This window comes from Flintibacter muris, from assembly GCF_943192995.1.
Lineage (GTDB): Bacteria > Bacillota > Clostridia > Oscillospirales > Oscillospiraceae > Lawsonibacter > Lawsonibacter muris.
On sequence record NZ_CALPCP010000005.1, the window covers coordinates 76,668 to 98,474 of the forward strand.

26 protein-coding genes are annotated in these 21,807 nt (G+C 60.6%); all 26 read right to left on the reverse strand.

The window, feature by feature from the left end; translation table 11 throughout:
- Positions 1-5: 5 nt before the first annotated feature.
- A complete protein-coding gene (gene rsmB / locus NFS22_RS06640; protein WP_251316925.1) occupies positions 6-1,334 on the reverse strand; it encodes a 16S rRNA (cytosine(967)-C(5))-methyltransferase RsmB in 1,329 nt (442 codons plus the stop codon).
- Positions 1,335-1,423: 89 nt separating this feature from the next.
- Complete coding sequence (locus NFS22_RS06645; RefSeq protein WP_251316926.1) at positions 1,424-1,792, reverse strand: hypothetical protein; 369 nt, start codon at positions 1,790-1,792, stop codon at positions 1,424-1,426.
- A complete protein-coding gene (fmt, locus tag NFS22_RS06650; protein WP_251316927.1) occupies positions 1,792-2,715 on the reverse strand; it encodes a methionyl-tRNA formyltransferase in 924 nt (307 codons plus the stop codon). The genes NFS22_RS06645 and fmt overlap by 1 nt, the downstream gene beginning before the upstream one ends.
- Positions 2,712-3,245 carry a peptide deformylase gene (gene def, locus NFS22_RS06655; RefSeq protein ID WP_251316928.1) on the reverse strand — a complete coding sequence of 178 codons (534 nt, stop codon included), beginning with the start codon at positions 3,243-3,245 and terminating at the stop codon, positions 2,712-2,714. The genes fmt and def overlap by 4 nt, the downstream gene beginning before the upstream one ends.
- Before the next feature lie 15 nt (positions 3,246-3,260).
- Complete coding sequence (gene priA, locus NFS22_RS06660; protein ID WP_251316929.1) at positions 3,261-5,729, reverse strand: replication restart helicase PriA; 2,469 nt, start codon at positions 5,727-5,729, stop codon at positions 3,261-3,263.
- Between the two features lie 100 nt (positions 5,730-5,829).
- On the reverse strand, positions 5,830-6,039 hold the full coding sequence (gene rpoZ, locus NFS22_RS06665; protein WP_251316930.1) for a DNA-directed RNA polymerase subunit omega: 210 nt from the start codon (positions 6,037-6,039) through the stop codon (positions 5,830-5,832).
- Positions 6,040-6,109: 70 nt separating this feature from the next.
- Positions 6,110-6,715: a guanylate kinase gene (gene gmk, locus NFS22_RS06670; RefSeq protein WP_251316931.1), complete on the reverse strand. Its 606-nt coding sequence runs from the start codon at positions 6,713-6,715 to the stop codon at positions 6,110-6,112.
- Positions 6,712-6,975, reverse strand: coding sequence for a DUF370 domain-containing protein (locus NFS22_RS06675; protein ID WP_251316932.1), 264 nt, complete (start codon positions 6,973-6,975; stop codon positions 6,712-6,714). The genes gmk and NFS22_RS06675 overlap by 4 nt, the downstream gene beginning before the upstream one ends.
- 18 nt (positions 6,976-6,993) lie before the next feature.
- The gene (locus NFS22_RS06680) at positions 6,994-7,872 is read right to left on the reverse strand and encodes a YicC/YloC family endoribonuclease (RefSeq protein ID WP_251316933.1); all 879 of its coding nucleotides are present in this window, start codon (positions 7,870-7,872) and stop codon (positions 6,994-6,996) included.
- A 14-nt stretch (positions 7,873-7,886) separates the two neighbouring features.
- Positions 7,887-8,417: a hypothetical protein gene (locus NFS22_RS06685; RefSeq protein WP_251316934.1), complete on the reverse strand. Its 531-nt coding sequence runs from the start codon at positions 8,415-8,417 to the stop codon at positions 7,887-7,889.
- Entirely contained in the window at positions 8,418-9,008 is a 591-nt protein-coding gene (locus NFS22_RS06690; RefSeq protein WP_251316935.1) for a DnaJ domain-containing protein, read from the reverse strand. It lies immediately after the preceding gene.
- Positions 9,008-9,871, reverse strand: coding sequence for a DUF5685 family protein (locus tag NFS22_RS06695; protein ID WP_251316936.1), 864 nt, complete (start codon positions 9,869-9,871; stop codon positions 9,008-9,010). The genes NFS22_RS06690 and NFS22_RS06695 overlap by 1 nt, the downstream gene beginning before the upstream one ends.
- Positions 9,872-9,883: 12 nt before the next feature.
- Entirely contained in the window at positions 9,884-10,306 is a 423-nt protein-coding gene (locus tag NFS22_RS06700) for a SoxR reducing system RseC family protein (RefSeq protein WP_251316937.1), read from the reverse strand.
- Between the two features lie 12 nt (positions 10,307-10,318).
- Positions 10,319-11,542, reverse strand: a complete 1,224-nt coding sequence (locus NFS22_RS06705) for a CdaR family protein (RefSeq protein ID WP_251316939.1) — start codon at positions 11,540-11,542, stop codon at positions 10,319-10,321.
- The gene (cdaA, locus tag NFS22_RS06710; RefSeq protein ID WP_338147946.1) at positions 11,539-12,432 is read right to left on the reverse strand and encodes a diadenylate cyclase CdaA; all 894 of its coding nucleotides are present in this window, start codon (positions 12,430-12,432) and stop codon (positions 11,539-11,541) included. Before cdaA ends, NFS22_RS06705 begins: the two co-directional genes overlap by 4 nt.
- A gap of 184 nt (positions 12,433-12,616) precedes the next feature.
- Complete coding sequence (locus NFS22_RS06715) at positions 12,617-13,744, reverse strand: aminotransferase class V-fold PLP-dependent enzyme (RefSeq protein WP_251316940.1); 1,128 nt, start codon at positions 13,742-13,744, stop codon at positions 12,617-12,619.
- On the reverse strand, positions 13,741-13,995 hold the full coding sequence (locus NFS22_RS06720) for a putative Se/S carrier protein (RefSeq protein WP_251316941.1): 255 nt from the start codon (positions 13,993-13,995) through the stop codon (positions 13,741-13,743). The genes NFS22_RS06715 and NFS22_RS06720 overlap by 4 nt, the downstream gene beginning before the upstream one ends.
- Before the next feature lie 84 nt (positions 13,996-14,079).
- Positions 14,080-14,292 carry a hypothetical protein gene (locus tag NFS22_RS06725; RefSeq protein ID WP_251316945.1) on the reverse strand — a complete coding sequence of 71 codons (213 nt, stop codon included), beginning with the start codon at positions 14,290-14,292 and terminating at the stop codon, positions 14,080-14,082.
- 975 nt (positions 14,293-15,267) lie between these two features.
- Positions 15,268-15,738 carry a 2-C-methyl-D-erythritol 2,4-cyclodiphosphate synthase gene (gene ispF, locus NFS22_RS06730; protein ID WP_251316947.1) on the reverse strand — a complete coding sequence of 157 codons (471 nt, stop codon included), beginning with the start codon at positions 15,736-15,738 and terminating at the stop codon, positions 15,268-15,270.
- Positions 15,735-16,487 carry a 2-C-methyl-D-erythritol 4-phosphate cytidylyltransferase gene (gene ispD, locus NFS22_RS06735; protein WP_251316948.1) on the reverse strand — a complete coding sequence of 251 codons (753 nt, stop codon included), beginning with the start codon at positions 16,485-16,487 and terminating at the stop codon, positions 15,735-15,737. Before ispD ends, ispF begins: the two co-directional genes overlap by 4 nt.
- Positions 16,487-16,771 (reverse strand): hypothetical protein, encoded by a 285-nt coding sequence (locus NFS22_RS06740; protein ID WP_251316949.1) that lies wholly within the window; start codon positions 16,769-16,771, stop codon positions 16,487-16,489. Before NFS22_RS06740 ends, ispD begins: the two co-directional genes overlap by 1 nt.
- Before the next feature lie 113 nt (positions 16,772-16,884).
- Positions 16,885-17,361: a CarD family transcriptional regulator gene (locus NFS22_RS06745; RefSeq protein ID WP_251316950.1), complete on the reverse strand. Its 477-nt coding sequence runs from the start codon at positions 17,359-17,361 to the stop codon at positions 16,885-16,887.
- 208 nt (positions 17,362-17,569) lie between these two features.
- Positions 17,570-18,304, reverse strand: a complete 735-nt coding sequence (locus NFS22_RS06750) for a stalk domain-containing protein (protein ID WP_251316951.1) — start codon at positions 18,302-18,304, stop codon at positions 17,570-17,572.
- A gap of 162 nt (positions 18,305-18,466) precedes the next feature.
- Positions 18,467-20,428 carry a bifunctional 4-hydroxy-3-methylbut-2-enyl diphosphate reductase/30S ribosomal protein S1 gene (locus NFS22_RS06755; RefSeq protein WP_251316952.1) on the reverse strand — a complete coding sequence of 654 codons (1,962 nt, stop codon included), beginning with the start codon at positions 20,426-20,428 and terminating at the stop codon, positions 18,467-18,469.
- Complete coding sequence (locus NFS22_RS06760; protein WP_251316953.1) at positions 20,425-21,087, reverse strand: lysophospholipid acyltransferase family protein; 663 nt, start codon at positions 21,085-21,087, stop codon at positions 20,425-20,427. Before NFS22_RS06760 ends, NFS22_RS06755 begins: the two co-directional genes overlap by 4 nt.
- On the reverse strand, positions 21,084-21,761 hold the full coding sequence (cmk, locus tag NFS22_RS06765) for a (d)CMP kinase (RefSeq protein ID WP_251316954.1): 678 nt from the start codon (positions 21,759-21,761) through the stop codon (positions 21,084-21,086). The genes NFS22_RS06760 and cmk overlap by 4 nt, the downstream gene beginning before the upstream one ends.
- Between the last annotated feature and the right edge of the window lie 46 nt (positions 21,762-21,807).

Genomic DNA, 21,807 nt, shown 5'->3' on the forward strand with positions numbered 1-21,807 from the left:
AGAGTTCACTCCTCTTTGCGCAGTTTACTGATGAAAAATCCGTCCGTCCCCTGGCGGTGAGGCCAGAGGGTGAGCATTCCCACTCCTCCGTCCCCCACATGCTCAGGCAGGCGAAACGCCTCCGTCCTGTATTCCGGGTGGTCCGACAAAAAGCCTCGAACCACGTCCTCATTCTCCCGGCGGAGAAGGGTGCAGGTGGAGTAGACCAGCGCTCCGCCGGGCTTGACATACCGGGCGGCGTTGTCCAGAATGGCCCGCTGCACGCCGGGCAGGCCGGCCAGCGGGGACGGGTCCTTGTAGCGGATGTCCGGCTTTTTCCGGATGACCCCCAAACCGGAACAGGGGGCGTCCACCAGTACCCGGTCGAAGGAGCTCTCCCACTCCGGACGGAACACCTTCCCGTCTGCGGTCATGGGGGTAATGCCGGTCAGTCCCAGCCGGTCCGCTCCCGCCTGGATCAGTTTCTTCTTATGGGGGTGGAGATCGCAGGAAATCACCTCTCCCCTGTCCTCCATCTGAATGGCGCAGGCAAAGCTCTTGCCGCCGGGGGCGGCGCAGCAGTCCAGCACCTGCATTCCAGGCTGAGGGTCCAGTGCCAGCGCCGCCAGCTTGCTGGCCGGGTCCTGGATGTAGAACAGGCCCTCCCGAAAGGCGGCCAGCCGCTCTAGATTACCCGTTTTGGACAGAATCAGGCAGTCCGCCAGCCAGGGGTGGGGCTGGGTCTGGACGCCCTCCCCCTCCAGGGCTTCGGCCAGTTTCTCCACGGTTGTCTTTGTTGTGTTCACCATGGCGGTGATGGGGGCCTGAGTGTTGTTGGCGGCTAGCAGTCTGGCCGTCTCCTCCGTGCCTATAGCGGTCAGAAACTCCTGCACCAACCACTCCGGGTGGGAATAGAGGGTAGACAGATAAGCTGCCGGTTCAGTTTGCGGAATGGCGGGCAGCTGCTCCAGATTTCGCTCCAGACTGCGCAGGATGCCGTTGACCATCCCCGCCGCCCGGGGGTTTTTGCAGTGCTTCCGGGTCAGCTCCACCGAGGTGTTCACCGCCGCACTGTGGGGGATTTTTTCCAGGAACAACATCTGGTAGGCCCCCAGCCGCAGGGCCTCCACCACCTTGCCCTCCATCCGCTTCAAGGGGAGGCTGGAAAAATGGGACAGGTAAAAGTCCAGCAGCAGCCGGTTTTGGAGCACACCGAAGCACAGCTGAGTGGCCAGCGCCCTGTCACGGCTGTCCAGTCCAGCGGAGGCCAGCCGCTTTTTCAGGATGGCGTCCGACCATCCCCCCTGCCGCTGGCAATCGTTCAACGCCAGCAGCGATACTTCCCGGGCATCCATACTTCTCACCGGCCTTTCTAATTCTTTTCTTTTTTGAAAAAAGAAAAGAACCAAAAGAAAAAACTTTCTGGAAAAACTTCGTTTTTCCTCTACAATCCCAGACAGAGAATCGCATCCTCATGAGTAATTGCAATGACCCAGTCCATAGTTCCGTCAAACACATAAGCGTCAACACTTTCCCAGGGTTCTAACTGACAAACATACTCCACAACCGCAGAAAACGTGGTTTTGTACAAAAGATTTTCTGGTTCCCGGTAAAAAAACACTCGCTTATCTCCTGGAATATTTAAGTTTGACAATTCTTCGGTTGGCAAACAGCGGGGCTTATATTGGGGCAAAAATGAGTTCCACATCAGTATGACGCGGGTCATCCGTTTTCGGTCCACATAGCGGTCACGGAAACGCTCTATAATCAAGTTGGAGGCAAGCACCCGGCCATAGCTGGAAAAATCCTGCATCACTTCACCTGAATCGGATTCCCTGCCAGATAGGCAGCGGCGGTCATACGCTTCTTGCCGGGGGGCTGGAGCTCCAGAATACGCAGAACATGAAAATCGCCGCAGGCCACATCGATACCGGCTTTACTGGCGGCGATAATGGTGCCGGGGATGGCGTCGGTGTATTTTTCCACCACCTGGGCGCCCCACAGCTTCATTGGCTCGCCGGTGATGACGTCTGTAGACGCCCCTGGCCAGGGGTACAGGCCCCGGAGCTGGTTAAAAATCTCCTGGGCACTCCAGCTCCAGTCCACTGGGGACAGGGACTTGGACAGCATAGGGGCCAGGGTGGCCTTTGTGTGGTCCTGAGGGGTGCGGGAGGCAGTCCCGGCCTCGATTCGGGCCACGGCCTCCACCACCAGCTCACCGCCCAGCCTGGCAAGGCGGTCATAGAGGGCGGCGGCGTCCTCTGCCTCCCCGATAGGGGTAGCGCGCTGGAGGATAATATCCCCCGCGTCCAGCTCAGAGGCCATGTGCATGATGGTGACGCCGGTCTCCGCCTCCCCCTTGAGGATGGCCCAGTTGATGGGGGCGGCCCCCCGGTACTTGGGCAGCAGGGAGGAGTGGACGTTGATACACCCCTTGGGGGGCAGGGCCAGGATGTCGTCAGGGAGAATGCGGCCGTAGGCCGCCACCACAATCAGCTCCGGGTCCAGCTCTCTCAAAACGGCCAGGGCAGAGCCGTCCCGTAGCTTTTCCGGCTGATACACCGGAATACCGTGGGCCTGGGCGCACACCTTCACTGGCGGGGGCTGGAGCTTATTGTGGTGGCGTCCCACCGGCTTGTCCGGCTGGCAGAACACACCCACCACCTGATGTTCCCCGATCAGCGCCTCCAAAGAGGGGACGGCAAACTCAGGCGTGCCCATAAAGACAATTCTCATCTTCTTCTCCTCCTGCGCCGCTTGGCGTTCTCCTCCTTCTCCTCCTGGGACATAATCTGGTCCAGCTCCTCAGCGGTGTAGAGGCGGTCGGTATGTTCGTCGTACATGTGACCATCCAGGTGCTCCAGCTCGTGGCAGTAGCACCGGGCAGCCATCTCAGTCCCCTCGATTTCAAACCAGTTCCCGTACCGGTCCTGAGCCCGCACCCGAACCCAGTTGGGGCGCTTCACCTTGCCCCACATGCCGGGCAGGGACAGACAGCCCTCCCAGCCGTCCTGCTCCCCCTCCTGCGCCAGTATCTCCGGGTTGACCAGCTCGATCATCTCATCGCTCTCCGGGTCAGGCACAACGATAGCCGCCCGGCGCAGAATGCCCACCTGGGGCGCCGCCAGTCCAGCGCCATCGGCATCCGCCAATGTCTCCTTCAAATCGTCCAGCAGATCGGCCAGCCTGCCGTCAAATCTGGTCACCGGGTGGCACACCTTGTTTAGTGCCGGGTCGTCCTGGGTCAAAATCGTCCTGATTGCCATACTTTTTTCTCCTTACTAGCTGTTATAGGGGTTCACATCCGCATAGACGGATATCCCCTTATTTTCCTTATCCCTATGGGCCGCCTGGAGCAGACGGGCCATCAGAGCCCGAAACTCCCTGCCGGGCTGGCCGGTCAAGGTAAGGCGGTATCGGTATCGGTTATTTACCCTGGCCACGGCAGCGGGGGCAGGGCCGAGAAGCTGCCACTGGCCTGGGATTTGGGGCAGCCACTGTTCCAGCGTGCGCCGCAGGCGGGTGCAGCAGCGCAGCACAGCCCCCTCCTCCAGCCCGGAGGCGGTCACCACCACATGCTGGGCAAACGGGGGGTCATGGCGCAGCCGGCGCAATTCAATCTCCTGCCTGTAAAAGCCGTCGTAGTCCTGGCGGGCGGCACAGCGGATCACGTCGTTGTCCGGGGTAAAGGTCTGTATCACCGCTCTCCCCTGCTTCTCCCCCCTGCCGGCCCGGCCCACCACCTGGGTCAGGAGGGAAAAGGTCCGCTCCCCCGCCCGGAAGTCGTCCACATAGAGGGACAGGTCGGGGGCCACCACCCCCACCAGGGTCACGTTTTCAAAGTCCAATCCTTTGGCCACCATCTGGGTGCCCACCAGAATGGGGATGCGCTCCTTGCGGAAGCGGTCCAGCAGCTCCTCGTGGGGGTGGGCGGCGGAGACGGTGTCCGTGTCCATCCGCAGCACCTCCGCCCAGGGGAACAGGTCCTGGAGCTCCTCCTGGACCCGCTGGGTGCCGGTGCCCACAAAGTTGAGCAGTCCCCCGCAGGAGGGGCACGCCGGAGGCAGAGCCCGGGAAAACCCGCAGTGATGACACATCAGCCGGTTGTTTACCGAGTGATAGGTCAGCTTGACCGAACAGCGGGGACATTCGGGCACCTGGCCGCACTCCCCGCAGGACACCATCCGGCTGGCCCCCCGGCGGTTGAGGAACAAAATCGCCTGCTCCTTCCGCCTCAGGTTTTCCTCCAGCTCAACCCGCAGCACGGAGCTCACCGCCCCGGCATTGCCCTGGCGCAGCTCCTCCTTCAAATCAGCGATCAGCACCTGGGGCAGGGCCTTTTGGTTGTACCGTGTTTTCAGCCGGAACAGGCCGATTTGCCCCTCCTCCGCCTGGTACATGGTCTCTACCGACGGGGTGGCCGACCCCAGCACCAGCAGGGCGTTATTCTGAACACAGCGGTACTTGGCCACGTCCCGGGCGTGGTAACGGGGGACATTTTCTGACTTATAGCTGCTCTCCTGCTCCTCGTCCAGTATAATCAGGCCCAGCCTGTCCAGCGGGGCAAAGACAGCCGACCGGGTGCCGATCACCACCTGGGCCTCGCCCCGGCGGGCCCGCTTCCACTCGTCGTACCGCTCCCCCGCCCGGAGGGAGCTGTGGAGCACCGCCACCTGCTTTCCAAAGTGGGAGGCAAAAATCCGCAGTAACTGGGGGGTAAGCACAATTTCCGGAACCAGCACCAGGGCCGTCCGTCCCCGGTTCAGGGTCTCCTGGATCAGGCGGATGTACACCTGGGTCTTGCCGCTGCCTGTCACGCCGTAGAGCAGTGCGGCCGCAGGGCCCTCCTGCCGGGCCAGCGCGGCCAGCCCCTCAAAGGCCGCCTGCTGCTCCCCGTTGAGGATGGGCGGCTCTGCCGGCTCCACATCCTCCAAAGGCACCCTTCTCAGCACCTCCTGCCGTTCCAGGGTGAGGATGCCGCTTTTCTCCAGAGATTTCAACGTCTGGGACGAGGCTCCCGTGAAGTAGCACAGCTCCTTGGCCGAGGCCGCGCCCAGAGCGCACAGCAGCTCGGTCACGGCGTAGCGCAGGGGGGCGGTTTTCCGCCGGGGGGACACCATAGCCATGGCGTCCTCCGTGGATACGGCCAGCACGGCCAGCTTTTCTGTCTTGTCGGACACTGCCCGCTGGGCCCCCGTCTCCAGAACGGCTGTGCCGCTGTCCAGCAGACGGCGGATGGCGGGGTTGGGGTCTCTGGCCCCGAAGGCCAGGCGGATCTGCTCCATATCCCCCCTGCCGCCCCAGCTCCACAGCAGGTCCAGCAGCTGAACAGCTGTGGGAGCGCCTTGGGCGGCGGCGTAGCTCGCCTCCCGGTCCACCCCCTCCCGGATGACCACCTGATCCCGCAGGGAGAAATACAGCCCCGCTGGCAGCATAGCCTTGACGCAGTCGTAAACGGTGCAAAAGTACCGCTCCCGCATCCACAGGGCCAGCTGGACGGCCTTTGTGTCCAGCACCGGCTCCTCGTCCAAAACAGCCTGGATGGATTTCAGGGCCTCACCGGCGGAGGGGGCCTCACAGATGGACAGCACCAGCCCATCCGACCCCCGGTTGCCCGCCGAGAAGGGCACCAGCACCCGCATGCCGGGTATCAGGCGCTCCTCCAGTTCGGTGGGAACCAGATAGTCATAGGGCCTGTCAATGGCGTAGACAGCCTTGGCCACGGCCACCTTTGCGATTTTTCTGCCCATGGCCGCTCACCTCACCCAAAATGCAGGGGCCGCCGCCCCCGGCGGCCCGCTTTATCAGGGTAACCCGATAAAACGGGGCGGCGAGGGCGCCGCCCCTCTCTTATTCCTGTTCCAGATTCTCGCTCTTCTCCTCCAACTTGCCGTCCGCCACCGCCTGGATGGCAATGCTCACCGGTTTTTCGTCCAGCGGCTCTCCGGCCATCTCGGCCTCCCGGGCGATGCGTCTGGCCTGACAGGCCACCACATTCACCAGCTCATAGCGGCTGGGCACCTTTTCCAGCAGGTCCTTCATTGCGGGATACAGCATCATAATGAAAACTCCTTACTTGTCTCATAATTGCTTCGCAGAGGCGGTCTGCGGCCACCTCTACAGGATATTGTTACGCAAACTGCGCCAAAATAGACTTTCTGTTGTCCACCCGGCACTCGGCGGCTCTGAGGATGGCCTCAATTTCCGCCACCGCCCCTGACACCTTGTCGTTGATGACCAGATAGTCGTAGTTGGGAATCTCCCGGAACTCCACCCGGGCCTTCTCCAAGCGGCCGGCGATCACATCCTCGCTGTCGGTATTCCGGCGGTGGAGGCGGCGGGACAGCTCCTCAAAGGAGGGCGGGATAATAAAGATAAACAGGGCGTCGGGGCATCTTGAACGCACCTTGGCCGCTCCCTGGACCTCAATGTCCAGCAGCACGTCCACCCCCGCGTCCAGCTTGTCCTGGATGGCCTTGAGGGAGGTGCCGTAGTAGTTGTTCACATATTCGGCGTACTCCAGCAGCTCCTGGTTGGCAATCATCCGCTCAAACTCGGCCCGGTCCACAAAGTTGTAATTCACCCCGTCCTGCTCCCCCACCCGGGGCTGCCGGGTGGTAAAGGACACGGAAAAATAGATATTTTCCCGCTGGCTGAACAGCTCGGCAATCACCGTACTCTTGCCCACCCCGGAAGGTCCGGACAGTACAATCAGTTGGCCTTTCTCCTTTTTCATGGCTCCTCCTCCCTGCCATTCGGCTCCTCCCCCTCCAGACGGCCGGCAATGACCCCGGGGGTGAGGGCGGACAGCACCAGATGGTCGTTGTCCATAATCAGTACCGCCTTGGTCTTGCGGCCATAGGTGGCGTCAATCAGGATGCCCCGCTCCCGGGCCTCCTGGGTCATACGCTTGATGGGGGCGGACTCAGGGCTGACCACCGCCACCAGCCTGCCGGCGGACACCAAACTGCCAAAGCCGATATTGATAAGCTTCAACAAACCGCCTCCCAACTCTTACTCAATATTCTGGACCTGCTCTCTGATCTTCTCGATTTCCGCCTTGATATCCACCACCTGGGCGGAAATCTCAATGTCGCTGCACTTGGAGCCGATGGTGTTGGCCTCCCGGTTAAATTCCTGAATCAGAAAGTCCAGCTTTCTTCCGGTGGCGCCCCCTCGGGCCAGCATTTCCCGCAGCTGGCCGATGTGGCTGCGCAGGCGGACAGTCTCCTCGTCCACCGCCACCTTGTCGGCAAAGATGGCCGCCTCGGTGAGGATACGGGCGGGGTCCAGCTGGGTGTTGGACAGCACCTCGTTCATCCTGGCCTCCAGCTTGGAGCGGTACTCCGCCACCGTTTGGGGGGAGCGCTGCTCCACACTGGACACCTTTTCTTCAATCACCGCGGCCCGGGACAAAATATCCTCTTTCAGCCGCTCGCCCTCCCGCAGGCGCATCTGGTCAAAATCCACTAAAGCCCGGTCCAGCACACAGCAGATATCCTTGACCATCTGCTCCACATCCTCCTCCGCCTTCTCGGCCAGCAGAACCTCCGGGAACCGGGACAGCAGTGAGACCGAAATGTCCCCCGACAGCCCGTAGTCCTGGGCCAGCTGCCGCAGGGCGGCAAAATAACCGTCCGCCACCGGCTTGTTCACGGACACCTGTACCCTGTCAGCGCCTGTACTGTCCAGGGTAACGAAAACATCCACCTTTCCCCGGGAAATCATCCCCTGCACACGGGACTTGATGGCGTCCTCCGCGAAGAGATACAGCCGGGGAATGCGAATGTTGCAGTCCAGATAGCGGTTGTTTACGGAGCGAAGCTCCACAGTAATGGTACAGCCGTTGAAGGACTCCTCCGCCCGGCCATACCCGGTCATACTTTTGACCATGTCGTTCACTCTCCTTAATGTCCTCTCCCGCCGACCAGACGGGTGCGAAAGAGGGTAATAAGTCGGGATAACCCCACATCATAGATGACAAAGACCCCATTGCCCCCCAGATAGAGGAGGGCCAGATGATCCGCCAGCCATACAGGCGGGTCCGGCATGAAAAAAGCCCGCAGGAAAAACCAGAACAGGGTCAGCTCCCCGTTGAAAAACACCAGCTTGAGGCACCACTCCAGCCACAGCCGCCCAAGGGCCTCCAGCCGGCCTTTGACTATAGGATACAGGCCCAAAAAGGCCAAAAACATCACTGCGACACCCTTGTCCGGCAGCAAAAGCAGCCCCAGGAGGGAGGCGGCCAGCCAACACAGGCAGCCCGCCGCCCATCCGGCATACAGGGCGGCAAGCATGGGAAACAGCCCAGCCGCAGCCGTCAGGCCCGCCCTGCCCGAGGGGGCCACGCAGGCCAACCACAGCAACACAAAACTGCCTGCGGCCATCACGCCCCCCAACGCCGTGCCGGCAGGCTGCGTCCGATCACTTCGCGCCATTCAGCAACGGCCTCCCCCACACAGGCAGTTGAGGCACATCAACGTGGTACAGCAGTCCATAGCATCCATCCCCGTGGCGTAGCCCGCAGGCCGGTAGCCCCCCATGGAGCCCCGCTGCATCAGGGTCAGGGCCTGGCGGTATTCCATATTGCCCGGCTCCATCTGAACGGCCAGGGTATAGTTCTGCATGGCCTCGTCCAGCCAGCCCTTGCGGTAGGCAATGCTTCCGGACAGGAAGTACCACTCCCCGTCCTTCTGGCCCACCTCGTAAAGCAGCTGTTCCGCCTGAGCCAGGTCCCCCGCGTTAATCAGATTGCGCACCCGGGCATAGGTGGGGTTGGCGGAGGCGGAGGTGTACCCGCCGCGCTGATAGCCGCCGGAGGAGCTCCCTGCGTAGCCGCCGGCACGCTGCTTGGTGATGGTATCGTAGGCCTCGTTGATCTCCTTCATTTTTTCCTCGGCCAGGTCGGCCAGAGGATTGTTCTGATAGTTATCCGGATGGTACTTCCGGGCCAGCTCCCGGTAGGCCTTTTTCACTTCGTCGTCGCTGGCGCTCTGACTCACGCCCAGAACAGTGTACGGGTCTCTCATCAGTCGTTTCTCCAAATCTTTTGTTTTTTTATCTCGTTCCAGCTTCCGTCAAACACAGCCTTTTCCACTAGGGGCAGGCCGAGATAGACAATGTTTTCCAGTACCGGCCGACGGCATCCAAAATCCCCCAACTGGAGGGCGGCCCCCATCAGCTCCAGGGAGTGGTCCATGGTCAGCCGCAGGGCTTCGTCGTCCCCGGAGGGGCCGTAACGGGCGGCCAGCGGGTTGTAGCGGCCGGCCAGCCTGTCCTCTTCCAGGTCGTCCCTGGCGTCGGCCAGATAGATCCACCGGCCCAGATGGTACAGCAACTGAGACAGGATTCGTCCCCGCTCCCCCTCCCCGGGGGCGGCACTCTGGAGCAGGCGGGCAAAGGTGTCCGCCGCCCGGTCCAGAGAGCGGCAGTTCTCCCCCTCCAGGGCGGACAGCTCCTCCAGGCAGTTTTTCACTGTCCGGTCAAACTCAGGGCAGCGGCGGGCCGCCTTTTTGTAGGCGGGCCAAACTATCCAGGACAGCGTCCGGGCGGGCAGGCCCTTCCAAAAGCCCTCGTCCTCCACCCCGTCCCGCAGCTTCCACCAGGCCAGAATAACGCTCTCGTCCGCGGCCAGCTCCAGGGCCGGACTGTCGGGGCACATGGGCAGCTTGCGCAGCGGGTTGGCGTGGCACCGGCCTGAACAGGGGGTAAACCCCTCCTCCGGCTCCCACAGCAGCAGGGCCAGAAAGGTAAAATCAAAATTGAGAAGCATGGGGGCTGTCAGCCCGTACCGCCGCCTCAAACACCGGCACAAACCGCAGTAGGTGGCCCGATACAGGTCAAAATCCCTGCATTTCAACTCCGGACGGAGAGGGCGCACATAGCCGAACATCCGTCCCCTCCCTCAGCGCAGCTGCTTCAGGATGGCAAACTCCGGGGCGTTTCTCCTTGTGATGGCCCGGTCCATCAGCAGGGCGGGGACAAAGCCCGCGGCCAGCCCAAGAAAGGCCGTCACCAGGGCGGCAACCTCGCCGAGGCGGAGCAGCTGTACCCCCAGGCCATAGCCGATTCCCAGTCCCAGGCAGGGCAGCAGGAACACCGCCGCCGAAACGCTGATATTGCCCACCCCGGCGGGCTCCACCTCCACAAAGTCCCCAGGCTTGGCCCCAATCTCATTGGAGGCCAGGGCCAATATCTCCTGAGGCGGTTTGGCGGAGCAGCCGGCGCAGGCGCCGTCGCAGTGCAGACCGCACTCCATCTGCCGCAGAAGGGAGACTTCCGCCACACCCTCCCGGACAATTTTTTTGACAATCGCGTTTTGAACCATGATGTGCCTCGCTTATCTGCTTATATTCACGGAAATGGGGTAGCTTCCTACCACACCTACAGTACTTGTCCCGTCCAGATAGACCCGGGCGGTCACCAGCTGGGTGCCCTGGGTGGTTATGTTGGACAGGTCAACCACCACCCTGATCTGGCTTGCGTCGATTTTTTCCAAATCCTCCGCCGGTCCCCGTACAGTCACCAGAACGCTTTGGGTCACCACATCCACCAGATAGCCGTCGGGAGGATTGATCGTACGGATATTGGACACGGCAAAGACCTCGGTGTCCAGCCCCTCCACGGTTACGGTGACGGTGGCTGTGGTCAGTCCGCTCTCGTTGGTCAGGCTGGGGTCCAGGGTGATGGGGAAGGTAAAGTCCTTGGTGCCCACCACGTTGGACAGGCTGACGCTGCCTAGGGAAATCTCCTCCAGGCCCGCCAGGTCCGTCTCGGAGCCGGAGACGATAATGGTTGACGGCTCGATATTCCACTTGGCGTCATCCTCTGTGGCGCCGCCGCCGGGCAGGAGGTTTATGGCAAGGGGCACCTCCTTCATCACCACCACCGGCACCACCACATAGGCCGTTTCGGCGCTGAGGGTGATCTCCAGATCGGTGAGGGGGTTGCCCTCCTTGTCCAGCGGGACCAGGGGCAGGTCGCCGGCAAAGCGCTCGCTCAGCTCCTCGCTCTTTAAAATGGCCGCCACCTTGTCCACCTGATTCACCTGTTCCACCGGCCCGCCTACAACAACAGAGACAGGCTCAATGGCCGGGGTGCCCATCTGGTAGTTCTCGGCCACTTTGCCGTCCAGCTGGAACTGCACGTCAAAGGTCTTGGTATGCAGCTTTTCCACTGTCACAATAACGGTGGAGGTCTCCGCCGTCAGGTCATCTACATTGACATTTTCCGGCCAGACCGGGCGGTAGCGCAGGGTATTTACCCCCTCCACACAGCTGGACACGTCCACCCGCACATACAGGCCGCTTCGGTTGCGGAGCAGCTCAGTGCGGGCGCTGGTAGGGCCCTCTACCCTCAGTTCCACCACCTGGGGGTCAATGTCAGCCACGGTGAGCCCCTGGCTGGTGAGTACGCTGGTTCCGCCGGCCTCCACCCGCACGTTGTGAATATTTACCGTCCCGTTGGGGTCCACCGCGGACCGGACATAAAACCAGAAGATAATGGCCAGCACGATGGACAACAGGATATAGACCCACCGGCTCTCTCTCAGCCGCGCCATCATAGCCCGTCACCCTCTTCCTTTCTGCTTCCGCCCAGCAGAAGCCCTACCAGGGGGACGCTCTTTTTCTCCTCCTGCTTGTCGTTGAGCAGCTCGTTGCGCAGCAGCTGCTCCAGGGTTTCCGGAGCCAGGTGGCGCTTGAGCATTCCGCCCATAGCGGCGGAGATAGACCCCGTCTCCTCTGAGACAATCACCACCACGGCGTCGGAGTGCTCGCTCATCCCGATGCCCGCCCGGTGGCGCATCCCCAGGTCCCGGCTCAGGTTCACATTGCCCGACAGAGGGAGCATGCATCCGGCGCCCACAATCCTGCCGTCACGGACGATAACCGCCCCGTCGTGGAGGGGGGCCTTGTTCCAAAATATGTTCTTCAATAGCTCACTGGATACGCCGCAGTCCAGGGCGGTGCCCGTTTTGATCACGTCGTCCAGCAGATTTTGCCGCTCAAAGACCATCAGCGCGCCCACCTTGTCCCGGGACAGGTCGGTGTAGGCCTCGGTGGTCTGGGTGATGGCGGTCTCCATATCCTGGCCGGGCTCCTTGGCGGAGGCGAAGACAAAGCCCAGACGGCCGCTGCCCATCCGCTCCAAAAAGCGGCGGATCTCCGGCTGGAACAGCACCACCAGCACCAGAACCCCCCACTGCACCAGCTTATCCAGCAGCCAGCTGGTGGCGGTGAGGGAGAACACATAGCGGGAGGACAGGAACATGGCCATCATTAAAATCAAAACGCCCCACAGCAGACGTCCCGAGCTGGTTTTGCGCAGAATCCACAGCAGCTTATAGATAATAAAGGACAGGATCACAATATCCAGAATATCTGTCAGCTGGATCTGCAACAGGGGAAAATTGGACTGCATAAACATCTGAATGCTGTGGATCAGTTCTGTCACAGGGGCTCACCTCATCTCCGCGCAGGCGGCGCAGAATACTTCATCATGGTATTATACGATATTTCCAGCGGTTTGGCAACCGAAAAGACCAATTCCAAGATAAAAATTTTATGAACGTTCTCCCGTCCAAAAATGCCCCGAAGCGGAGGACGGCCGGACGCCGCCTCGCTCCAGGGCAAAATTTTCATCTGTTTTGCGCCGTAATCTCCCGGACAGCCAGGAGAAACCGTTCAATCTCCCGGCCTGTGTTGAAGGCGGAGACGCTGGCGCGCAGGGTGCCGGTCTCAAGGGTACCGGCGGTCTCGTGGGCCAGGGGGGCGCAGTGGAGCCCGGCCCGGAGGGCCACGCCCCGGCTGCCCAGAACGTCGCCCACCTCCTCGCAGTCCCTGCCCCTCACACGGAAGGAGAGCACTCCCGCCTGAACAACCGGGTCTGAAGCCAGGAAGGGCTCCACTCCGGGGATGGTTTTCAGCCCCTCCCCCATTTTGCAGATGAGGGTTCTCTCATGGGCGGCGATATTCTCTATCCCCCGCCGCTCCAAAAAGCGCAGGCCCTCCAGCAGGCCGGCAATTCCGGCAATGTTGTGGGTGCCCGCCTCCAGCCGGTCGGGGAGAAAGTCCGGCATAGACTGGCGCCTGGACTCGCTGCCTGTGCCCCCCTCCAGCAGCGGCGCGGGGTCTGTGCCGCACAGCAGCAGTCCGGTGCCCTGGGGGCCGTACAGTCCCTTGTGGCCGGGCATGGCGATAAAGGAAGCGCCCAGCGCCTCAAAGTCCACAGGCAGTACGCCGGCGGACTGGGAGGCGTCGATAATCAGCGGCACCTCCCGCTCCCGGCACAGCCGGGCAATCTCCCCAATGGGAAGGATAAACCCGAAGACGTTGGATACATGGGTACATACAGCCAGGTCGGCCCCCCGGTCCAGCTCCCGGCGGAAGGCCTCCAGCGAGGCCCCCTGGTCGAAGAGGGCCCCCCGGGCCACCCTCAGGCTCACATCCAGAGCGCTGAGGGGGCGGGTGACGGCGTTGTGCTCATAGCCGGAGACGACCACCCGGCTGCCCGGCCTGGCCAGAGTTTTGATGGCAATATTCAGCCCGTGGGTGGCGTTGAAGGTGAACACCACCCGCTCCGGATCGTCCACATGGAACAGCCGGGAGGCCGCCGCCCGGCAGGCAAAGGCTTTGTCCGCTGCGGCCATAGCGGGCTTGTGGCCGCCCCGTCCGGGGCTGGCCAGATGGTTGACCGCCCAGGCGCTGGCAGTAGCCACGGCGGCGGGCTTTTGCAGGGTGGTGGCGGCGCTGTCCAGATAGATCACAGGGCCACCTCCTGGTAGCTTCCGTCCCCGGCGGTGATATAGACCCGTTTGGGACTCAGCCCCGCCCGCTGGAGAATACGCAGGGAGTCGGGGAGATTCCGCTGGGAAATTTTCACCGAGTGGCTGCACCCCTCGCCTGAGATGCTCTTGGGGGAGCGCAGCACCCGGGCGGTGATGCCCGCCCGCTCCAGCGCTGCGGCGGTGCGCTGGGCGTAGGTCAGCGAGCGGCATACAATCAGATAATAGAGCATGGCATGGTTCCTTTCCTGAGGCGGCGTGTCCCGCCCCGCAGAAATAGCCGGGAGGGGAACCGGCGTTCCCCTCTCGTAACCAGCTTATGCGGTTGTTCGCAGGGTTGATACCTGGTCCAACAGGCTTTTTGCCTCCGCGCTTGTCTCTTGCAGGTAGAGCCACACCGCCTGAAACCCGCCGGAATAGGGATTCCCGGTTCGGGCCAGACCCAGAGCCATCAGCTCAATGGCGTTCAGCCCCCAGGTGAAACGACACAAAACTTCCTCCAGCTCCATCAACAGGTCATTCTGATCCATATTTTCCTCTTTGATTTTCACCCGGAGCTGTGGCATAATAGATTTGCCATTCCTTTGGGTGTGGTGTAAAGAGTTTCGGTGCGTTTTGGAAAGGGTGCCCGAAACTCTTATTTTTTCTCCAACTCCGTTTTCACCAAGTCAATACCCTTCTCAATAACTGCCGCTCTGCTGATCCCTAGCTTTTCAGCACAGTACTCTAACTTTTCAGCAGTCTGTGCACTCATTCGCATCTCAAAGCGTAATTGCTTGGAGTTCTCGGATTTTGGTCTTGGGGACATTGCTTCACCACCTATACGGTCCTCACAATGGATATTATAGTTATACGGACCGGAATTGCCAAATACAAAAATCAATTTTCATAAAATCCAGCCGTATTCGTAGGGCGGGACGACCCCGGCCCGCCGTTGGTCGGCAGCTTTTTCCAACGGCGCGCCTAGGTCGTCGCGCCCTACAACGGCAAAATTGTCTTCTGCGGAAAAATAAAGGGAATGTCCCTTTCGCAGATTCTAACGCAGGGGCGGCCAAAGGCCGCCCCTACAGATCACACCAATCCTGATGATTGCTGTAAAATGCACAATAGAACACTTCTAAAAATAAAACCGCCTTTGACAAGGCGGTGAAAGCTGGTATAATGAAAATAAGGAAGGTGCCGCCGCTGATGGCGGACTCTACCTGATTGCTTGTGAAAAGAAGTAACCGTCCAACTTGGGAGAGCTGGGACGGTTACTTCCTTTTATTATTGATGATCTGGATAACCAGACTAATGACACCAAGAATCACCAGACAAAACCGGAATAACTCTGAGTAAGTAGGCATCAAATCACCCCCTCTCCTTGTGGAAGAGGCTTTGGAAGCACCCTCCCAGTCTGGAGGGCCCGACCGCCTGCTTAACAGCGGTACCTTGTCTAAAATCATACCATATTTCACCTGTCCCTACAAATACAAAAGCCCAGCGTATACACGCCGGGCTTTACATTATCCTTCAATCAGCGCCACCGCATGGGCGGCCATGCCCTCTCCGGAGCCGGTGAAGCCCAATCCCTCCTCGGTGGTGGCCTTCACGTTGACCTGATCAGGAGCCACCCCCATCACCCGGGCCAGGTTGTCCCGTATTTGGGGGATGTGGGGAGCCAGCTTGGGCCGTTGGGCCAGAACGGTGGCGTCTACATTGCTCACAGAAAAGCCTTTCTCCCTCAGCAGCGCCGCAACATGGGCCAGCAGCTTCAGGCTGTCCGCCCCGGCGTAAGCGGGGTCGGTATCCGGAAAGTGTTTTCCGATATCCCCCAGGCCCGCCGCCCCCAGCAAGGCATCCATCACCGCGTGGGTGAGCACGTCGGCGTCGGAGTGGCCCAGCAGCCCCCGTTCCCAGGGGATGTCCACTCCGCCCAGAATCAGCTTTCGCCCCTCCACCAGCCGGTGGACGTCGTAGCCGTGGCCGATTCTCATTCCTTGCACCTCCACTCGCTCTCCTCCACTCTGGCCTGGAGGATGGCCTCCCCCAGAATCAGGTCCAGGGGGGTGGTGATTTTGATGTTCTCCCGGCTTCCGCTGGTGAGGGTCACCTTCATGCCCAGCCGCTCCACCGCGCCGCAGTCGTCGGTGAGCAGTTCGCCGTCGTCAATGGCCTTTTGGGTGGCCGCCTTAATCAGGCTGGCCTCAAACACCTGGGGGGTCTGCACCGCCCAAAGCTGGGAGCGGTCCACCGTCTCTACCGCCAGGCCGTCCTCAGTGCGCTTGATGGTATCGGTGAGCTGGATGGCCGGGGCGGCGGCTCCGGTGAGGGCGGCCCGGGTCACAGCGTCCCGGATGACCTCCTGGGGCACCAGGGGCCGGGCGCCGTCGTGAATGGCAATGAGGGTAGATTCCGGATCGACCTCCCCCAGGCCGGCCTGGACGGATTGGACACGCTCCTGGCCCCCCACAATCACCTTGCGCACCTTATCCAGGCTGTACTCCCTGCACAGCCGGCCCACCTCCACCACCAGGTCCTCCCGGGCCACCACGATAATCTCATGGATCACCGGGCAATCCTGAAAGGCATATAGAGTATGTACCAGCACGGGCAGCTCCCCCAGGGGGGCCAGCACCTTGTCGATCCCCCCCATCCTCCGGGCCAGCCCGGCGGACACAATCACCGCAGAACACCTGGGCTCCTCAGATGTTTTCTTTCTCTTGAACAGAGACAGCAGACCCATTATCCTCGCTCCTTGCATGTCAATTTTTTGGCCCGGACCAGAACCAGCGCCTGTTCTATCGGAAAGGTCAATTCCCCCCGCGTCCCATCTTCCGCACTGGAGGTCCTGAAATAGATTAGGCCGTCCTCTCCAAACCGCTCCAGATCGATATCGTCATAAATATCCAGATCCGGGTCCACCACATCCTGAACATCCAGCCACTGCTTCCAGTCCTGCTCCTCCAGAGGGTCACTAAAATCCAGCAGCAGCGTCCCGTTGGGACAGGCCCAGTAGTAGACATTCATAGCATCCCCTCCCCCCTGATTATAGCACAGAAACATAGTGGGGAAAAGCACAAAAACAGGACGGCCCTTCCTTCCCTCCCAGAACAGAAAAGCCGTCCAAAATTTTAACATGATTAAGCCAGCGCGGTGTTCAGCTCCTCCTCTACCGACTCATAGCTGGCGCTTTTGGACAGCACAAGCTCAGAAATGAGGATCTGCTTGGCGGAATGGAGCATTTTTCGTTCGCCGGTGGACAGCCCCCGCTTCTGGTCACGGATGGTCAGGCCCTTGATGACCCGGGCTACCTCGATCAGGTCGCCGCTCTTCATCCGCTCCATATTCTCCCGGTAACGGTGATTCCAGTTGGCGGTCATCTCTACCTGAATCTCCGGGATGGCAGCCAGGACCCTGTCGGCCTGCTCCTCATTCACCACCGGGCGCACACCGATCTCCTCACAGTTCTCTGTAGGGACCATCACCACCATAGACCGGTTGGGCAGCTGCAGGATGTAATAATCACGCGCCACATTGTCCACCGTCTTCTGCACGATGCTCTCCACCACTCCGCCCCCATACATGGGATGGACCACCTTATCCCCGATTTGGTACACCTGCTACCTCACTTTCTCTCATCCGACGTTCGGCCTTTTCCATTTCTATCTTATTAAACTATTTGTATTATAACAATTTTATCCTATTTTTGCAAGAGAAAATCCAGCCGCAGAAAAATTTTTCTCCGAAATTTTCCAGGTTTTTTCCCGCCGGGCACAAAAAACTGCGGAGGCCTCATGCCCCCGCAGTTTTTTGTATGGATGATTATTACTCTACGTCCAGATAGGCGTCAAAGATTCTGACTTTCGGACTCGTCGTCCCATCCTGCCCCCAGACCTCTGTTGGCGATACCCCGAACTTAAGTTCGTTGGTTTTAAACAGCGGGACCGTGACGGTCTTGGGAACCGCACCCCCGGTGACGGCGAATTTGCCCAAGAGAGCGTCGTCGTCCCCTTTGACCCACAAGTAGCCATCCTCACTGGAGTAGTAGCTGAATGTCAGCGTGTCGTGCTTGCCCAACAAATTGTACGAAATCTCGTTTTCCTCCCACCAGCCGCAGTTCAAAAAGATCCAATGGGATTTGGTAACACCCCCAATAGTCTCGGTTCTATTATCCGCAGTGGTAACTTGCCCTCCAAAGGAAGCGTTCCCCAGCAGCCTATGATAAATGCTGTAGGTCTCAATCAGGTCCACGCCGCTGGGCCGCTTGCCCAACAGGACGGACTGGGTTGCCTGGTCCCAGCCCACCTCAACGCCCAGCAGATTGGCAATGGAGCGGACGGGGAGGTAAGTGGTATCGTTGTAACTGATGGGGTAGGTGCGCACCCCGTTGGCGTCGGTGATGACCTTCTCCTCGCCGTCCAGTTTGATGGTAATGCTGGAGTTGAGGTAGGCCTTGATCTCCTGGAGACCGCCGGCCGCCGCCGCTCCGGCGGTAAAGCTGACCACAGCGGTCAAGGTCATGCACAGGGTCAGGATGAGAGCCAGGGTTTTCTTTTTCATGTTGATTCCTCCTGATTTTACTGTCTGGAACGCCTTTACCTTTTGCAAGCAAAAGGTAAGAAGAGCGCTCTTCTTGGATCATTATACAACATTCCTCCAGAGATTGCAACCGTAAAGTTACAAAAACGGCCGCCCGGTGGGGCGGCCGTTGATGATTTGGGATTACGCCTCCTCAGTGGGGGCCTCTTCCTCTTCGCTCTCCTCGTAGGCGGGAGCCTCCAGCAGGGCGCGGATGGACAGGGAAATCTTCTTGTTCTCCATGTCCACGTCGGTGATCTTCACGTCCACCTTGTCGCCCTCGGCCACCACGTCGCCGGGCTTCTCCACCCGGTGATCGGCCAGCTGGGAGATGTGGATCAGGCCGTCCACCCCGGGGACTACCTCGGCAAAGGCGCCGAAGGTCATCAGCTTGACAACGCGCACATTGGCGGTGTCGCCCACCTGATAGGTGGTGGTAAACACGGTCCAGGGGTCCTGGCTGTGGTCCTTCATACCCAGGGAGATCTTCTTCTTCTCCTTGTCGGCGGAGATGACGTACACGTCCACGGTGTCGCCCACCTTGACCACCTCGGAGGGGTGCTTAATGCGGCTCCAGGACAGCTCGGAGATGTGGACCATGCCGTCCACGCCGCCGATGTCCACAAAGGCGCCGTAGGAGGTGAGGGACTTGACGGTGCCGGTGTAGCGCTTGCCGTCCTCGATCTCGGCCCAAACCTTCTCGGCGGCGGCAGCCCGCTCGGCGCGGGTGACCCGGCTGATGGAGCCCACCACCCGGCGGCGGGCACGGTTGACCTCGGTGATAACCAGGCGGACCTTCTGCTTGAGCAGCTCGCTCATGGGAGTTTCACGGGGCAGGCCTGTCTGGGAGGCGGGGACGAACACCCGAACACCCTTGACAGAGACGACCACGCCGCCCTTGTTGTCCTCGGTGACAAAGCCCTCTACCACGGTCTCGTTCTCCCGGGCCTCCTCGATCTCCTCCCAGCCCTTGTTGATGTCCAGGCGGCGCTTGGACAGCTTGACCATGCAGTCACGGTCGCTGACCTGCATGACGATGGACTCGATCTCGTCGCCCACCTTCACCAGGTCCTCCACCTTCACGGTGGGATCGTCGCTCAACTCGGTCAGGGCGATGTAGCCGGGGTACTTGATGCCCAGCTCAACCTGGACTTCGGTGGGCGTGATGGCCACAACGGTGCCGGTAACCTTATCTCCATTATTTAAAGTTTTGAACGACTCCTCCAGCATCTCCTGGAAGGATTTGTCCATCTCTAAGATTTCTTCGCTCATTTTGTCAATGACCTCCTTTATTATCCACGCGGGTGTCGATGCGCCCGCCGTGATGCCGACCATATCCGCTTGAGGCAGCCGGTTGAGATCGATGTCCTCCGCCCGCTCGACGAGCAGAACTTCGGGACAGGACTCCCGGCAGATTTCCCCAAGCCGCCTGGTATTGGAGCTCTGCCTGTCGCCCACCACCACCATCAGTCCGCATTGCGCGGCCAGCTGGCGGGCTTCCTCTTGGCGTTTGGACGTCGCTCCGCATATTGTATCAAAAAATTCTGCGTTTGTACATAGTTTTTTTGCTTTTTTCACGCATTTTTCCCAAATTTTCTGAGTGGAGGTGGTTTGAGAAACAAATGTGAGAGGCAAATTGTTACGATTTTCCCCATCTGCGAGCCATTTTTCTAAATCTTTTTCCCCGGAAACCACCACAGGAGCCTTACACCATCCGGCGATAGCCAGCACCTCCGGATGGTCGGGCGTCCCCACAATCACAGGCTGGCGGCCCTGGTTCTCCGCCTGGGCCACAATGTTATGGATGTGGGTGACGTTTGGGCAGGTGGCATCGAAGACCTCCGTCCCCCTCCGGGCAAAATATTCGTGGACGGCCCTCCCCTCCCCGTGGGAGCGGATGATGACGGCGCAGCCGTCAGGGACCTCCTCCGGTCTCTCCACCGCCCGCAGGCCCTGGGCGGCCAGGCGGTCCATTACATCCCGATTGTGGATGATGGAGCCCAGAATGACGCAGGGGACGCCCTGAGCGGCCTTCTCCTGGGCCAGCTCCACCGCCCGGCGCACGCCGTAGCAGAAGCCGGCGGATTTTGCCAGCACCAGCCTCATCCCACGCCCTCCCCCAGAGCCTGGACACGGTCCATCAGGTCCTGGGCCATCACCTGGAGCTCCTCTGAGGAGGGCTTTCGCCCCTCATACTCCGGATAATAGGGTTTCCCAATTACCACAGTATTACGCCGAAACCGTCTTTTTTTCCGCTGTATGTACACCGGCAGCAGGGGAACTCCCGTCCGGGTGGCAAACAGGGCCGCCCCCACCTTGGCCTGGACGTCCTCCCCGTCGTGAACCCGGGTACCCTCGGGAAACATGAGCAGCTTGTCGCCCTCCTTCAAAAACTTCATGGCGGTGCGCACCGCCCGCACGTCGGTGGTGTCCCGGTCCACGCCGAATACCCCCGCCTTGCTCAAAATCCAGCCAATAAAGGGCACCCGCATAATCTGCACCTTGGCCATGGCCCGCATGGGCCACCTGTAGCCGAAGGCAAAAACGGCATAGAACGGGTCGCCGGCAGTGGTGTGGTTGGGGCAGATGACCGCCGGACCGTCGGGGATGTTCTCCCGGCCTACGGCGTAAACCGGGTGGATCAGCCGAAAGTAAGGCCAGACGATAATATACAGCAGGTGGAAAAACCAGTCCATCCGCTTTTTCCGCTGCTCAGGCGTCTCTTTCGTCTTCTTTTCTGACTTGACAGCTGTTTCTTCACTCACAGGGCAATCTTCTCCTTTACCAGGGACAGCAGACCCTCCAGGCTCTGCTCCAGATTCAGCTGGGTGGTGTCCAGCAGCATGGCGTCCTCCGCCTGTCTCAGGGGGGCGACAGGGCGGGTCTCATCCTGCCGGTCCCGCTCTCGGATGTCTTGCAGAATCGTCTCAAAGTCCGCCTCCTGGCCCCGCTGCTCCAGCTCCAGCAGGCGGCGTCTGGCCCTCGCCTCCGGGGCGGCAGTGAGGAAAACCTTCACGTCCGCGCCGGGCAGCACCACCGTGCCAATATCCCGCCCGTCCATGACAATGCTGTGGGAGTCCGTCAGCCCCCGCTGGTAGTCCAGCAGAAAGGCCCGCACCTCCGGGATGGCAGACACCTTGGACGCCGCACCGGATATCCGGTGCTCCCGGATGGCCCCGCTCACGTCCTCCCCGGCCAGATACATGCGCTGGACGCCGTCATCACCGTATCCCATTTGAATATCCAGCCCGCCCAGCAAAGGGACCACCTGGGCCGGGTCCGCCGGGTCAACTCCCGCCCGCAGGGCGGCCAGCGCCACCGTGCGGTAGATGGCCCCGGTGTCCACATACAAATACCCCAGCCTTTGGGCCAGCTGACGGGCAAGAGTGCTCTTCCCCGCCCCGGCAGGGCCGTCAATGGCAACACTTTTAAACCTCATGCTGATCGCTCCGTTCCTTGCTTCATAAGCCTCCCTTCGCAAAGGG